The sequence below is a fragment of the Amycolatopsis sp. NPDC005232 genome (genome assembly GCF_040607795.1).
Taxonomy (GTDB): Bacteria; Actinomycetota; Actinomycetes; order Mycobacteriales; family Pseudonocardiaceae; genus Amycolatopsis.
Window position 1 is genome coordinate 58,402 of record NZ_JBEXHL010000005.1, and the last position, 15,065, is coordinate 73,466.

General features: G+C 72.6%; 9 protein-coding genes. 7 read left to right on the forward strand and 2 right to left on the reverse strand.

Annotated features, from left to right (window positions below; genetic code table 11):
- Nucleotides 1-108 precede the first annotated feature (108 nt).
- The 7 genes from cmk to ABZU76_RS11760 all read left to right on the forward strand — a co-directional run bounded on the left by cmk (nt 109) and on the right by ABZU76_RS11760 (nt 11,304).
- Nucleotides 109-825 (forward strand): (d)CMP kinase, encoded by a 717-nt coding sequence (gene cmk / locus ABZU76_RS11730; protein WP_354868412.1) that lies wholly within the window; start codon nt 109-111, stop codon nt 823-825.
- Nucleotides 822-1,481: a lysophospholipid acyltransferase family protein gene (locus ABZU76_RS11735; protein ID WP_354867736.1), complete on the forward strand. Its 660-nt coding sequence runs from the start codon at nt 822-824 to the stop codon at nt 1,479-1,481. Before cmk ends, ABZU76_RS11735 begins: the two co-directional genes overlap by 4 nt.
- 16 nt (nt 1,482-1,497) lie before the next feature.
- On the forward strand, nt 1,498-2,982 hold the full coding sequence (gene der / locus ABZU76_RS11740) for a ribosome biogenesis GTPase Der (protein WP_220241894.1): 1,485 nt from the start codon (nt 1,498-1,500) through the stop codon (nt 2,980-2,982).
- A gap of 355 nt (nt 2,983-3,337) precedes the next feature.
- Entirely contained in the window at nt 3,338-7,219 is a 3,882-nt protein-coding gene (locus ABZU76_RS11745) for a Pls/PosA family non-ribosomal peptide synthetase (RefSeq protein WP_354868414.1), read from the forward strand.
- 82 nt (nt 7,220-7,301) lie between these two features.
- Nucleotides 7,302-8,720 carry a M1 family metallopeptidase gene (locus ABZU76_RS11750; RefSeq protein ID WP_354867739.1) on the forward strand — a complete coding sequence of 473 codons (1,419 nt, stop codon included), beginning with the start codon at nt 7,302-7,304 and terminating at the stop codon, nt 8,718-8,720.
- Between the two features lie 58 nt (nt 8,721-8,778).
- The gene (locus ABZU76_RS11755; protein WP_354867741.1) at nt 8,779-9,654 is read left to right on the forward strand and encodes a peptidylprolyl isomerase; all 876 of its coding nucleotides are present in this window, start codon (nt 8,779-8,781) and stop codon (nt 9,652-9,654) included.
- Nucleotides 9,655-9,756: 102 nt separating this feature from the next.
- Nucleotides 9,757-11,304 (forward strand): hypothetical protein, encoded by a 1,548-nt coding sequence (locus ABZU76_RS11760; RefSeq protein ID WP_354867744.1) that lies wholly within the window; start codon nt 9,757-9,759, stop codon nt 11,302-11,304.
- A 57-nt stretch (nt 11,305-11,361) separates the two neighbouring features.
- On the opposite strand, the gene ABZU76_RS11765 is transcribed toward ABZU76_RS11760, so the two are convergent.
- Nucleotides 11,362-13,122, reverse strand: coding sequence for an FAD-dependent monooxygenase (locus tag ABZU76_RS11765; RefSeq protein WP_354867746.1), 1,761 nt, complete (start codon nt 13,120-13,122; stop codon nt 11,362-11,364).
- Between the two features lie 14 nt (nt 13,123-13,136).
- Complete coding sequence (locus ABZU76_RS11770; protein ID WP_354867748.1) at nt 13,137-15,062, reverse strand: maleylacetate reductase and hydroxyquinol 1,2-dioxygenase domain-containing protein; 1,926 nt, start codon at nt 15,060-15,062, stop codon at nt 13,137-13,139.
- Nucleotides 15,063-15,065: the final 3 nt, after the last annotated feature.

The window sequence follows — 15,065 nt, forward strand, 5'->3', positions numbered from 1 at the left end:
CGGCAGAGCCGCCTCACCGGCCGTGCCGGGCGGCGGGCAGAATGAACGCCGATCACGCAGAGCAGGACGAACGCGAGGAGAGTTTCGGTGACGGGAGCCCTACGTGGTGTGGTCGCGCTGGACGGCCCGTCGGGAACCGGCAAGACCACGGTCGCGCGCAAGCTCGCCGACCGGCTCGGTGCGGGCTACCTCGACACGGGCGCGATGTACCGGCTCGTGACCCTCGCTGTGCTGCGCGCGGGCACCGACCCGGCCGACACCGACGCCGTCGGCCACCTCGCCCACGACGTGCACTTCAGCATCGGCACCAGTCCCGAGCGCCCCGAGGTCCGCCTCGGCGACGAGGACGTGGCCGCCGACATCCGCGGGCCCGAGGTCACGCAGGCCGTGTCGGCCGTCTCCGCGGTGCCGCAGGTGCGCGAGCTGCTCGTGTCGCGGCAGCGCCGGATCATCGCCGACGTGCTCGCCGACACCGGCGGCATCGTCGTGGAAGGCCGCGACATCGGCACGGTCGTGGCGCCCGAGTCGCCGCTCAAGGTCTACCTCACCGCGTCGGCCGACGTCCGCGCCGCGCGCCGCAGCGGGCAGGACAGCGCCGCCGGGCGCGACACGAGCGTCGAGGCGGCGCGCGAGTCCGTCGAACGCCGGGACCGCCTCGACTCCACGCGGGCGACGTCGCCGCTGCGCGCGGCCGAGGACGCCGTGCCGGTCGACACCTCGGAGCTGTCCATCGACCAGGTGATCGTGGCGCTCGCCGAGCTGGCTTGCCGCCGCGGCCTGCTCGACGACTGCCCCGCCGAAGCCGAGGTCGAGGCGCGGGCATGACCGGTGGCGCTCTCCCCGAGGGTGCGATCGGCCTCCTGCACGACGCCGGTCGTGTCTTCGGGCGGTACCATCTGCGATCGGTCTTCCGGATCCGCGTGCACGGGCGCGACCGGATGCCCGACGCCGGCCCGGTCGTGGTGATCGCCAACCACAGCTCCATGATCGAGCCGCAGCTGATTTTCGGAATGCTGCCGCGGCGTTCGGCGTTCCTGGTCAAGGCCGAGATGTTCAAGGGCGCGGCGGGGTGGTTCCTGCGGGCGATCGGCCAGATCCCGGTCAAGCGGGGCGAGATCGACCGCACACCGCTGATGACGGCGGTCGGCGTGCTGAAGGCCGGCGGGGTCGTCGGCATCTTCCCCGAGGGCACCCGGGGCGCCGGCGACGTCGGCGTGGCCGAGAAGGGTGCGGCGTGGCTGGTGCGCGCCGCCGGGGCGACCGTGCTGCCGGTCGCAACGCGGGGCACGTTGAAGCCCGCGGGCGGGAAGCGGCGCTGGCGCCCGCGCGTGGACATCCTCGTGGGGGAGCCGTTCACGCCGAAGGTGGGCCCGGGCCGGACCGGCCTGGAAGAGGGCACCGAGGAGCTGCGCCTGCAGCTCGCGGGGCTCGTGAAGACTTTGGACGATTGGCGCGCCGAGAACCGAATCGGCTCGCCGTAGGTGAAGTGGGAACACGATGACAGGGTTTGACGGCGCCGCTGACGCCGGGTTCGAAGGTGCCGGAGAGATCGACGGCACCTGGTCCGACGAGACCGAGTTCGCCGCGCTCGACGCGCAGATCGAGGCCGAGGGCGCCGCCGAGCAGGCGAACCTCGCGCAGCCGGTGCTGGCCGTGGTGGGCAGGCCCAACGTGGGCAAGTCCACGCTGGTCAACCGCATCCTCGGCCGGCGCGAGGCCGTGGTGCAGGACGTGCCGGGCGTGACGCGCGACCGCGTCGCCTACGACGCCTACTGGGGCGGCCGGCGGTTCACGCTCGTCGACACCGGCGGCTGGGAGCCCGACGCGACCGGCCTGCAGGCCTCCGTGGCCGCGCAGGCGGAGATCGCGATGCAGACGGCCGACGCCGTGCTGCTCGTGCTCGACGCGTCCGTGGGCGCCACGACCACCGACGAGGCCGTGGCGCGCGTGCTGCGGCGCTCGAAGAAGCCGGTGCTGCTGGCCGCCAACAAGGTGGACGACGACCGGCTGCTCGCCGACACCGCGTCGTTGTGGCGCCTCGGCCTCGGCGAACCGTACCCGGTCAGCGCCCTGCACGGGCGCAGCTCGGGCGACCTGCTCGACGCGATCATCGAGGCCCTGCCCACCGCGCCGCGCGAAGCCGGCACCGTGAGCACCGGCCCGCGCCGCGTCGCGCTCGTCGGCAAGCCGAACGTGGGCAAGTCGAGCCTGCTCAACAAGCTCTCGGGCGAGCAGCGCTCGGTGGTCGACTCGGTCGCCGGCACCACCGTCGACCCGGTCGACTCTCTGGTCGACCTCGACGGCGAGATCTGGCGGTTCGTGGACACGGCGGGCCTGCGCAAGCGCGTGAACTCCGCCAACGGCGCCGAGTACTACGCCTCCCTGCGCACCAAGACGGCGATCGACGCGGCCGAGGTCGCGATCGTGATGCTCGACGCCGGCGAGCCGTTGTCCGAACAGGACCTGCGGGTGCTCACGATGGTCGTCGAGGCGGGCCGCTCGCTCGTGCTCGCCTTCAACAAGTGGGACCTCGTGGACGAGGACCGCCGCCACGCGATGGTGCGCGAGCTCGACCGCGGCCTGGTCCGCGTGCCGTGGGCGGAGAAGGTGAACATCTCCGCGCTCACCGGCCGGTCCGTGCGCAAGCTCGCGCCGGCGCTGCGGACGGCGCTGAAGTCGTGGGACCAGCGCGTGCCCACCGGCCAGCTCAACGGGTGGCTGTCGGACCTCATCGCCGCCACGCCGCCGCCGGTGCGCAGCGGTAAGCAGCCGAAGGTGCTCTTCGCCACGCAGGCCGGCATCCGCCCGCCGACGCTCGTGCTTTTCACCACCGGTTTCCTCGAGGCCGGTTACCGACGGTTCATCGAACGCAAGTTCCGCGAGCGGTTCGGCTTCGAGGGCAGTCCCGTCCGGGTGAACGTCCGCGTGCGCGAGAAGAAGGCGAAACCCAAGGTCGGGGGCAAGGCCGCGAAGACCCGCTGACCTCGTCGGACGCGGTTCGGACGTGCCGGGGGAGATCGCTTCCCCGGCGCGTTTTCGCGCTCTGTCACCGAATGCGGAACCGGTGACGTCCGACACTCGACCGTGACCCTTGCGCTATCTGACGTTCACCTCCGCGTATGGTGGATGGCTGCACCGGGCGCCTCATTCGGAGAGCCAGCCCGAATGACGCTCGCGGAAGGTGAGTGATGGGCTTGCTCGCCCACGGTACGATCCCTTACGGCCTTTTTTCGAAACCCGCGACTACGCGGCGTGACGGGGTGGCCCGGTGACCCTCACCGCCGACCACGCCCACACCACCGAACTCGCCCTCGCCGCCGACGAGGCAACCACCGCACTGGCCTGTGTCGCCGAGGTGACCCACGCTCCCTCCGACACCCCGATCGCCGACCGCGCCCTGTTCTGGTCCGGCCTCGGCGCCAGCGAGCGCACGCTGCTCCGGATCCTCACGGAGACGGCCGAGCAGCACCCCAACGCCGCCGCCATCGACGACGGCACCACCACCCTGACCTACCGCCGGCTGCTCGAGGAGATCGAGACCTACGGCCGCCGCCTGCGGGCACACGGCGTCGGCCTCGGAGACCGCGTCGGCGTCCGCGTCTCGTCCGGCACGGCCGAGCTCTACGTCGCGATCCTCGCCACCCTGTCCGTCGGCGCCGCCTACGTGCCGGTCGACGCGGACGACCCCGAAGAGCGCGCGGAGCTCGTGTTCGGCGAAGCCGGCGTGGCCGCGATCGTCACCGACGGCACCATCACCGTCGCCGGCACCCCGGGCGGCCTTGACGGCCGCCCCGGCCCGGCCGACGACGCGTGGATCATCTTCACCTCCGGGTCCACCGGCAAGCCCAAGGGCGTCGCCGTCACGCACGCGTCCGCCGCGGCCTTCGTCGACGCCGAGGCCGAGCTGTTCCTCACCGAGGAGCCCATCGGCCCCGGCGACCGCGTGCTCGCGGGCCTGAGCGTCGCGTTCGACGCCTCCTGCGAGGAGATGTGGCTCGCGTGGCGCCACGGCGCCTGCCTGGTGCCCGCGCCGCGCGCGCTGGTGCGCACCGGTGTGGACCTCGGCCCGTGGCTGGTCGCGCAGCGCATCACCGTCGTCTCCACCGTGCCGACGCTGGCCGCGCTGTGGCCCGCCGACGCGCTCGAGGACGTGCGCCTGCTCATCTTCGGCGGCGAAGCGTGCCCGCCGGAGCTGGCCGAGCGCGTGGCTGTGGAAGGCCGCGAAGTCTGGAACACCTACGGCCCCACCGAGGCCACCGTCGTCGCCTGCGCCGCGCAGATGACCGGCGAAGGCCCGGTGCGCATCGGCCTGCCCCTCGTGGGCTGGCAGCTGGCCGTGGTCAACGAGGCGGGCGACCCGGTCGCCATGGGCGAGACCGGTGAGCTCGTGATCGGCGGCGTCGGTCTCGCGCGCTACCTCGACGCGGAGAAGGACGCCCAGAAGTTCGCGCCGCTGCCCTCGCTGGGCTGGCAGCGCGCCTACCGCAGCGGGGACATGGTCCGCGCCGAGCACGAGGGCCTGCTGTTCCTCGGCCGGCTCGACGAGCAGGTGAAGCTCGGCGGCCGCCGCATCGAGCTGGGTGAGGTCGACGCCGCGCTGCAGTCGCTGCCCGGCGTGCAGGGCGCGGCCGCCGCGGTCCGCCGCACCAAGGCCGGCAACCAGGTCCTCGTCGGGTACGTCGTGCCGAGCGCCGGCGCCACCTTCGATGCGGACGACGCCGCCACGCGGCTGCGCGAGCAGCTGCCGGCCGCGCTGGTGCCGCTGCTCGCGGTGATCGACGACCTGCCCACGCGCACCTCGGGCAAGGTCGACCGCGCCGCGCTGCCGTGGCCGCTGTCCACTGTGGACGCCGGGGCCGCCGGCCTGTCCGCCACCGAGGCGTGGCTGGCCGAGGGCTGGTCGGAGATCCTCGGCGTGTCCGTGACGAACCCGAAAGCCGACTTCTTCACCCACGGCGGCGGCAGCCTCACCGCCGCGCAGCTCATCGCGCGCATCCGCACCCGCCACCCCGAGGTGTCGGTCAACGACATCTACCAGCACCCGAGGCTCGGGTCGCTGGCCACGATGCTCGACAAGCTCAGCGGCCAGGAGACCGAACGCCGCGACATTGCGCCGACGCCGCGCCGCGCGGGCGTGGTCCAGACGCTGCTGATGCTCCCGCTCATGGGTCTGGTCGGCCTGCGCTGGGCGTCGCTCGCCGCGGTGGCCTCCAACGTGCTGTCGCTGCTCGGGTTCTCCTGGGCGCCGACGCTGAACTGGGCGTGGCTCGTGCTGGCGTGGCTGGTGCTGTTCAGCCCCGCCGGCCGCATCGCGATCGCCGCGGGCGGTGCGCGCGTGCTGCTGTCGGGCGTGCGCCCGGGCAGCTACCCGCGTGGCGGCCGCGTGCACCTGCGCCTGTGGACGGCCGAGAAGCTCGCGGAGTTCAGCGGCGCGGACAGCGTCGCCGGTGCTTCGTGGATGACGACGTACGCCAAGGCACTCGGTGCCCGGGTGGCCAAGGATGTGGACCTGCACTCGCCGCCGCCGGTCACCGGCTTCCTGAAGCTGGGCCGCGGCGCCGCCGTGGAGCCCGAGGTGGACCTGACCGGCCACTGGGTCGACGGCGACCTCGTGCACATCGGCAAGATCCGGATCGGTGCTGAGGCCCGCGTCGGTTCGCGCAGCACGCTGTTCCCGGGCGCCCGCATCGGCAAGGGCGCGGAGATCGCCGCCGGTTCGACCGTGCGCGGTGCCGTGCCGGCCGGGCAGCGCTGGGCGGGTTCGCCGGCGGTCCGCTCGGGCAAGGACGCCAAGGACGCGCTGAAGTGGCCGGGCAGCCGCCCGCCGCGCTCGCGCTTCTGGGGGACCGTGTACGGCCTGACCTCGGTCGTACTCGGTTTCCTGCCGGGCATCGCGGCCCTGCCGGGCGTGGCCGTGCTCGGCTCGGCGATCTGGGGCGCGCCGACGTTGTCGGCCGCCGTGACGCAAGCGCTGATCTTCAGCCCGGTCGCCACCGTCGCCTACTTCCTCACCTACGCGCTGCTGGTGCTGTCCGGCGTGCGGCTGCTGGGCGTCGGCATGGTCGAGGGCTACCACCCGGTCCACGGCCGCGTCGCGTGGCAGGTGTGGGCCACCGAGCGCCTCATGGGGATGGCCCGCGAAGGCCTGTTCCCCTTGTACGCCAGCCTGTTCACGCCGGTGTGGCTGCGGCTGCTCGGCGCGAAGGTCGGCCGCAACGTCGAGGCGTCGACCGTGCTCGCGCTGCCGAAGATGACCAAGGTCGACAGCGGCGCGTTCCTCGCCGACGACACGATGGTCGCGACCTACGAGCTGGGGCACGGCTGGCTGCACGTCGCCCCGGCGCGCATCGGCAAGCAGGCGTTCCTCGGCAACTCCGGCATGACCGCGGCGGGCCGTTCGGTCCCGAAGCGCGGCCTCGTGGGCGTGCTGTCCTCGACGCCGCTGAAGGCCAAGAAGGGCTCGTCCTACCTCGGCATGCCGCCGCTCCCGGTCCGCCGGGCGGTCGGCGACGCCGACACCAGCCGCACCTACACCCCGGCGCTGCACCTCAAGGCCGCGCGGGCGTTCGTGGAGCTGCTGCGGATCGTGCCGGTGATGTGTGGGGTCGCCCTCACCGTGGGCGTCGCGTTCTCGCTGCTGGCGATCGCGTCGCTCTGGGGGTTCGGCATCGCCGCGCTGCTGGCCGGACCGGTGCTGCTGGCCGCCGGTGTCGTCGCCGCGCTCACCGCCACCGTGGTGAAGTGGCTGCTGGTCGGGAAGTTCCGCGCGATCGAGCACCCGTTGTGGAGCTCCTTCGTGTGGCGCAACGAGCTGGCCGACACCTTCGTCGAGACGCTCGCCGTGCCGTGGCTCATCGGTTCGGTCGGCGGCACGCCGCTGCTCACCGCCTGGCTGCGCACCATGGGCGTGAAGATCGGGCGCGGTGTGTGGTTGGAGACGTACTGGCTGCCGGAGTCGGACCTCGTCCGCCTCGGCGACGGCGCGACGATCAACCGCGGCTGCGTGGTGCAGACACACCTGTTCCACGACCGGATCATGAGCATGTCCCGGGTGGAGCTGGACGAAGGCGCCACGCTCGGCCCGCACGGCATCGTGCTGCCGGGCGCGAGCATCGGCGCGCGCACCACCGTGGGTCCGGGTTCGCTCGTCACGCGCGGCGACGCGGTGCCGGCCGACACGCGCTGGCTCGGCAACCCGATCTCGACCTGGCGTCGGTGAGCCCGGGACCGTTGCGGCGCGCCAAGATCCGCGCGATCCTGCTGGAAGACGATTACCTCACGGAAAGCGGGGTTGTGCTCGCGTGACCTCGAAGGCTGCCGCGCCGGCACCCGGCGCGGAAACCTCCGCAGACTCGTACCTCCCCGGTCACGGCAACGGCGGCTACCACGTCCGCCACTACGACCTGGACCTCGACTACCGCGTGGGGCCCAACCGGCTCAGCGGTACCGCGGTGCTCACCTGTGTGGCGACGCAGGCTCTGTCGCGGCTGACGCTCGACCTCGGCGAGTTCCGCGTCTCGCGGGTGTTCGTCGACGGCCGGCCGGCGAAGTTCGTCCGGCGCGGGCTGAAGCTCCAGGTGAAGCCCGTCCGGTCGATGGCGGCTGACACAGAGTTCCATGTCGAGGTCCGCTACCTCGGCAACCCGCGGCCGGTGCCGAGCCGCTGGGGCGACATCGGGTGGGACGAACTCACCGACGGCGCGCTCGTCGCGAGCCAGCCGATCGGCGCCCCGTCGTGGTTCCCGTGCAACGACCACCCGGCCGACAAGGCGACCTACCGCGTCACGGTGACGACCTCGTCGTCGTACCTGGTCGCGGTGACGGGGAACCTCGTGTCGCGCTACCAGTCGGCGAGCACCGCGACCTGGGTGTTCGAGCGGCCGGAGCCGACGGCGACGTACCTGATGAGCGTGCAGGTCGGGCGCTACGACGACATCGAGCTCGTGGCCGGGGCCGGCTCAGGCTGGTTCTCGCACCCCGAGGCGCGGGCGTCCCGGCTGCGCCTCGGGTTCGGGCGCGCCAGCAGCGTCGAGTCCGTGGTGTCGACCGTGCCGCAGCGGGCCGCGGTGCCGCCGCGGCTGCGCAAGGCGTTCGGGCGCGACTTCGGCCGCCAGGGCCGGATGATGGACGTGTTGCAGCGCCTCTTCGGGCCGTACCCGTTCGGCGAGTACGTGGTGGTCGTGACCGACGACGAGCTCGACGACCCGATCGAGGCGCAGGGGATGTCCATCTTCGGCGCCAACCACGTCGACGGCCGGCGCACCTACGAGCGCCTGGTCGTGCACGAGCTCGCGCACCAGTGGTTCGGCAACAGCCTCACCGTCGCCGACTGGCGCCACATCTGGCTCAACGAGGGCTTCGCGACATACGCGGAGTGGCTGTGGTCGGAGGAGTCCGGCGGTCAGTCGGCGGAGTCGCTGGCGCGGATGTGGCACGCGCGCATGAAGGTCAGGCCGGCCGACGTGCGCATCAGCGACCCGGGTGTGGGGCGGATGTTCGACGAGCGCGTGTACAAACGCGGCGCGCTCACGCTGCACGCCCTGCGCGGCGAGATCGGCGACCCGGCGTTCTTCGCGCTCGTCAAGGCGTGGACCTCGGAACACCGCCACGCCACGGTGAGCACCGAGGAGTTCGTCGCGTCGGCCGAGGCCTACGCGGCTCGCTCCCTGCGGCCGTTCTTCACAGCTTGGCTGGAGACACCTGCGCTGCCGGAGCTGTAACCCCGTTCCCGGCGCGAGCCGGGGCGGGCAGAATGGCGGCCTGACGAAGGGGGCGTCCATGACGTGGCCGCAGCAGCCCGGTCCGCCACGGCGAAGTGGCACCAGCGCGTGGGTGGTGTTCGGCGCGGTGGTGGTGGTCGTGGTCGCTTTCGGGGTGACCGCGTTCGTCGCCCCGGGGTTCCTTCGCCCGACGCGCACGGTGTCGGGAGTCGGACAGGTCGTGCCGGGCGCTTCCGTGGCGGCTCCGCCGTCTTCGGACGCCGCCGCGCCGTCGGCGGGCGACGCGCCCCCGGTCTCCATCCCGACCGCGCGCACGGCGGAACCGCATCGCCCGCAACCGCTGGCCGACCCGTCGAGCTGCAGCTACCCGGCCGACCCGAACGGGCCCGCAGCCAAATCCGCGACGCCGCCCGCCGACGGGCCGGAGCCCGCGAGCGGCACCGTCGGCGCGACCCTGGCCACGACGGCCGGGGACATCGGGCTGACGCTGGACCGCGCGCTCGCGCCGTGCACGGTGGCGAGTTTCGTGACGCTGGCCAAGGAGGGCTTCTACACGGGGACCAGCTGCCACCGGCTCGGTACGACCGATCTGCAGATGCTGCAGTGCGGCGACCCCGCCGGCGACGGCACGGGCGGGCCCGGGTACACGGTGCCGGACGAGTTCTTCCCGCAGCTGGCCTACGGCCGCGGCCTGGTCGCGTTGGCCAACACGGGCCAGCCCACCTCCGGCGGCAGCCAGTTCTTCCTGATGTTCGGCGACACGCCGATCCCGCCGACGTACACGGTGTTCGGCACTGTCTCCGACGCCGGGCTCACCGTTCTGGACAAGGTCGCGCGTGGTGGTGTGGACACTTCGTCGGCGGGCGCGTACGGCGACGGCACGGGACGGCCGCGGATCCCCGTCACCTTCACGGCGGTGTCGGTCCAAGGCTGAGCAGCGCGGGGTTGGCGGTCCGGAGCCGAGCACCCGGCGTCACCCCGGCCATCACGCGGACGGCGGCTGCGGCCCCGCTCGCCGGGACGGCAGGCTCTCCCGATGGCTTCCGTCAGGCGGCAACGGCATCTGAACCAGGCGCTCATGGGCATCCCGCGAAGGGCGGAGTCGTCGGACCGGGCCACGCTGACGCGGACTTTCGTGGCGGCCGGGTCGTTTTCGGCGATGCTGCACTCGACCGACCACCAAGTGCTCTACGGCCGCCGCGGCGCGGGCAAGACGCATGCGTTGCTGTACCTCAGTGATCTCGTGGACCGCACCGGCGACGTCGCGGTCTATGTCGACCTGCGCACGCTCGGCAGTGCCGGCGGGTTGTACTCGGACGGCGGAACGTCGGCGGCTGTCCGGGGGACGCAGCTGCTCGTGGACACGATCGAGGCGGTGCACGAGGAACTGCTGACCGTGGCTGTGGAGCGCGAGCTGGGCAACCCGGACACGCTGTTGCCGGCGCTCGACGCGCTCGCCGAGGCGGCCACGGCGGTCGAGGTGGTGGGGGAGGTGGAGCGCGAGACGCGGGCGAGTGCGTCGGAGGAAGCGGCCCTCGGCGTCGAGGTCGGCCTGCCGCCCGCGGCGCGGATCTCGCTGGGGCACAAGCGTTCCGCCGGCCGCGAGAGCCGGCTACGACGCACCGGTACGGAGCGCCACCACGTGGTGTTCGGCCCGCTGGGGCGCGCACTGCGCGCGGTGATCCGGGCGCTGGAAGGCCGGCGGCTGTGGTTGCTGCTCGACGAGTGGAGCGCGCTTCCGTTGCAGCTGCAGCCGTTGCTGGCTGACCTGCTGCGCCGCACGTTCCTGCCGACGGCCGGCGTCACCGTGAAGATCGCCGCCATCGAACGGCGGTCGCGGTTTCGCGAGCGGCTCGCCGACGGAGATCACCTCGGCATCGAGGTCGGCGCCGACGCCGCCTCGGCTGTGAGCCTCGACGACATCATGATCCTCGACGACGCCCGCACCCGCGCGCTGGAGTTCTTCGCGCAGCTGTTCCACAACCACGCCGCCGTCCGGCTGGTCGCCACACTCCCGGCGCCGCCGCCCGACGCCGAGGCGTTCGTCGCGGAAACCTTCCGCGGCACCGCGTTCGCCGAGCTCGTGCGAGCGGCCGAAGGCGTGCCGCGCGACGCGATCAACATCGCGGCCCTGGCCGCCCAGCACGCGCACGACCAGCCACTCGGGCTGCGCGAGGTCCGCCTCGCTGCCCGCGACTGGTACCTGCGCGACAAGCACAGCGCCATCAGCGCCGACGAGGCGGCCACGACATTGCTGCGCCTGCTCGTCGACGAGGTCGTCGGCCGGCGCCGCTCGCGCACCTTCCTGCTCGACCGCTCGCCGGGCCCGCGCCACGCCGTGATCGCCGACCTCTACGACGCGCGGCTGCTTCACGTCCTGCGCCGCGGGCTCGCCGATCCGCACCGGCCCGGCACGCTGTACGACGGCTTCGCCATCGACTACGGCTGTTATGTGGCTCTGCTGCTGGGCAAAGACGCCGCCCGCCGCCCGCACGCGCGCGGTTCGTGGCTCACGCTGCCGAAGGGCGTGCCGCCCGACGGGTTCAACCTCGCGCACGAAGCCGTGGATCTCGAGGCCCTGTAACGCGGTCCGCCCGCGAAGCCACCGAAGTGACCCGCGGGCGGACAGCGCGCACTGGGCTCAGGCGCGGGACAGCACCGTCTTCAACGCGGACAGCAGCGCCGTCGTCGCTTCGGGTTCCGCGGCGCCGGTCGAGTGGCGCCAGGCCACATAGCCGTCCGGGCGGACCAGCAGCACGCCGGCTTCGTCGATCTCGCTAGCGCGGGTCCAGTCACCGTAGGAGTCGCGGGCGCCCTCGGCGCCGACGGTCACCACGCGCAGGTCCAGGCCGAGCTCCGCGGCCGCCTTCTCCGCGGCGACGCGCCAGGACTCGCCCGACAGACCCGTGACGACGCTCCAGCGGCCGTGGCCCACGAGGTCCAAAGTGGACACGCGGCGGCCGTGCGAGCCGACGAGCCACACGTGCGGGATCTTCGCGCCCGGCGTGGTCGTGGCCTGGTGGAACAGCTCCGGGTCGCGGCCGGACACCGGGGCTGTGTCGCCCGAGCCGTCCGGGATCACGGCGGTCGAGGCGTAGCGCTGGTCCAGCTCCACACCGTGGGCGTTGAACTCGTAGTGCTTGAGCTCGATGGCCTTCTCCAGCTGGCGGCGCTTGCGCGCCCCGTCCTCGGTCGGCGCCTCGCACGCGGCCAGGCCGGCGGCGATGGCGTCGGCGTCGGTGTCGCCGGTGATGCCGAGCGTCTCGAAGATCGGGCCGAACTGGTCGCGGGAGAGGTTCGCGCGGTCCACGATCTGTTTGCCGACCGGCGCGCGCTCGGCCGAGTAGCTCTCCAGCAGCTCCTCGCCCGCTTCGCCGCGCACGACCATCGCGAGCTTCCACGCGAGGTTGTACGAGTCCTGGACGGACGTGTTCGAGCCGAGGCCGTTGGACGGCGGGTGCCGGTGCACGGCGTCGCCGGCGCAGAACACGCGGCCGCTGGAGTACTGCGTGGCGTAGCTGTGGTTGACCGTCCACAGTGAGGTCGAGGTGATCTCGACTTCCAGCTCCGGGTCGCCGATGAGGTCGCGCACGATCCGCGTCGCCTCTTCCGGGTCGACCTCCGGCGGCGCCTGCGCGATGTCGTAGCCCCACACGAGCAGCCACTTGTTCCACGGCCGCACCATGCGGACCAGGCCCATGCCGATGCCGCCCAGGTGCGCGCCCGGCCGCATGACCCAGTAGAGCACGCTCGGGCGGTGGGCCACGTACTTGCCGAGGTCGGCGGTGAACGTGATGTTCATGCTGCCGGCCTTGCCCGTCTCACCGGCGATCGGCAGCCCCGCCTGCTCCGCGACCCGGCTGCGCGCGCCGTCGGCGCCGATGAGGTACCGGGCCCGCAGCGTGAACTCGTCGCCGCGTACGCGGTCGAGGAAGCGCGCGGTGACGCCGTCGGCGTCCTGGGTGAAGTCGAGGAACTCCGTGTCCAGGCGCAGTTTCGCGCCGCGCTCGGCGGCGTTGGTCGCGAGGATCGGCTCCAGGTAGGTCTGGGGCAGGTCGATCATGTGGCACGGGCTCGCCGCGCCGTACTCGGTCGCCGAGCGGTCGCCGGTGCCCCAGCTCGCGATGCGGCCGATCTCGTTGCCGGCCAGCGACGTGCACAGCACGGTGTCGCCCATCAGCTCCGGCGGCGTGCCCTGCGCCAGAGCCTGCTCCTCGATGCCGAGGTCGCGCAGGACCTCCATGGCGCGCTGGTTGGTGATGTGGGCGCGCGGCGTGTTCGCCGTCCAGCCGTACTTGGTGGCCAGCACCGTGCGCACGCCGTAGGTGGCGAGCAGCAAGGCCGCGGTTCCCCCGGCCGGCCCGCTGCCGACCACGATGACGTCGGTGTCGTACTCGTTCATGGTGGGAGTCCTCGTCAGTGCGCGGGGGCGGGGGAGATGCGGAACGTGAAGTCGAGGCGGCGCCAGCCGTGCTCGGGCTCGCGGCCGTCGGGCGCGGCACCGGACTGCTCGGCGAAGTCGACGATCAGCCCGTCCTTGACACCGAACACCGTATCGGAGTCGAGGTAGTCGCCGCCCCGGACGAACAGCTGCGTCACGAGCGTGCGGAAGCCCGGCTTGGCGATCATGAAGTGCACGTGGGGCGCGCGGTACGGGTGGCGCTCGACCGCGTCGAGCATGTGCCCGACCGGGCCGTCGGCCGGGATCGGGTAGGCCGAGGGCACGATGGTCCAGAACTTGAGCCGGCCTTCGGCGTCGGTGCGGAAGCGGGCGCGCAGGACCGGGCCGTCGACGTCGGGGAGCTGCACGTCGTAGAAGCCGTCCTCATTGGACTGCCACACGTCGACGATGGCGTCGGCGACGGGGGCGCCGTGCGTGTCGGTGACGGTGACGTCGGTCCACAGGGGAGTGCCGGGCAGCCCGTCGGCGAGGTCGGCGCCTTGCGCGGTCTCGGGCGGGCCCTGGACGTAGAACGGCCCGAGTACCGCCGACGGGGTGGTGTCGGGGGTGCGGGAGTTGGTGAGGACGTCGACCACACTGGACACGCCGAGGGTGTCGGACAGCAGGATGAACTCCTGGCGCTTGTCGTCGGAGATCTGGCCGGTGCGGGTCAGGAACCCGATGGCGTACTCCCACTCCTCCTGGGTGAGGTCGGTGCGGACCACGTAGGAGTGCAGGGTGCGGACGAGTTCCTGGAGGAGTTCGCGCAGGCGGGTGTCCGGCGTGGCGGCGAAGCTCTCCACGACCTCCGTCGTCAGGCTGCGCAGGTCGGGCTTGCTGCCTTCGGCGGGTGCGGGGCGGGTGCCGGCCCAGGCCTGGCGCAGCAGGTCTTCGATGCCGTCGCGGGTGACGTCGCGCGGGTTCGGATACGGCTTGGCCGTGGCGATCTCGGCGGCTGTGGCGATGTCGTTCTCGGTGAACCCGAGCTCGCCCAGTGAGTGCGGGACGGGCAGGCTCGCGATGAGGTCGTAGACGCCGGTCGCGGCGTCGGGTGTGCCGAGCACTTCGGCGATGCGGCGCATCGCGTCGGGGGCGCCGGTGGTGTTGTAGGCCATGGCGTAGGGCAGGACCACGGTGTGGGTTTCGGAGTGCGGCAAGTTGAAGCTGCCGCCGAGGGTGTGGCACAGCTTGTGGTGCAGGGCCATGCCGACCGAACCGAGGCAGGTGCCGGCCAGCCAGGCGGCGCGCAGGGCTTCGCTGCGGGCGTCCACATCGGACGGGTCGGCGGCGATGCGGGGGAGCGCGGAGGCGAGCAGCCGGATCGCTTCGAGGGCGAACTGGTCGACGATCGGGTTGGCGTCGGGCGAGTAGAGGGCCTCGACGGCGTGGGCCATGGCGTTGATGCCGCTGGTGAGCGACACCTGCACGGGCAGTTTCAGGGTGAGGTCCACGTCGTAGACGACGACCTCGGGCTGCACCTTGGGTGTGGTTTGCGTGGTCTTGCGTCCGTCGGCCGTTTCGCCGAGCACCGGGGTCATCTCCGAGCCGGCGTAGGTCGTGGGCACGATGATCTGCGGCAGATCCGTACGCAACGCGATCGCCTTCGCCAGACCGGTCGTCGAGCCGCCGCCGATGGCGAGGACGCAGTCGACGTCGTTCTCGGTCACGACCTTGATCGCGCGCTCGGTCACGTCCACCGGTGTGTGCATCGCGGCTTCGTCGAAGCGGGCGGCGAGCAGCGAGCCGAGCGAGTCGGCGACGCGGTCCGCAGGCCCGGCCAGCGGCGGGCTGCCCAGCAGCAGGACGCGGGTCGCGCCGAGGCGGCGCACCTCGTCGGGCAGCGAGGCGAGGGTGCCGCTGCCGAAGACGACCCGGGCCGGGTTCGCGGTGTAGCTGAACATCGT

Bases quoted from the DNA above. Each gene is read 5' to 3' on its own strand.
- ABZU76_RS11735 (WP_354867736.1), top strand. From the start codon at position 822: ATGACCGGTGGCGCTCTCCCCGAGGGTGCGATCGGCCTCCTGCACGAC.
- der (WP_220241894.1), top strand. From the start codon at position 1,498: ATGACAGGGTTTGACGGCGCCGCTGACGCCGGGTTCGAAGGTGCCGGA.
- ABZU76_RS11755 (WP_354867741.1), top strand. From the start codon at position 8,779: ATGACGTGGCCGCAGCAGCCCGGTCCGCCACGGCGAAGTGGCACCAGC.
- ABZU76_RS11760 (WP_354867744.1), top strand. From the start codon at position 9,757: ATGGCTTCCGTCAGGCGGCAACGGCATCTGAACCAGGCGCTCATGGGC.
- ABZU76_RS11765 (WP_354867746.1), bottom strand. From the start codon at position 13,122: ATGAACGAGTACGACACCGACGTCATCGTGGTCGGCAGCGGGCCGGCC.
- ABZU76_RS11770 (WP_354867748.1), bottom strand. From the start codon at position 15,062: ATGTTCAGCTACACCGCGAACCCGGCCCGGGTCGTCTTCGGCAGCGGC.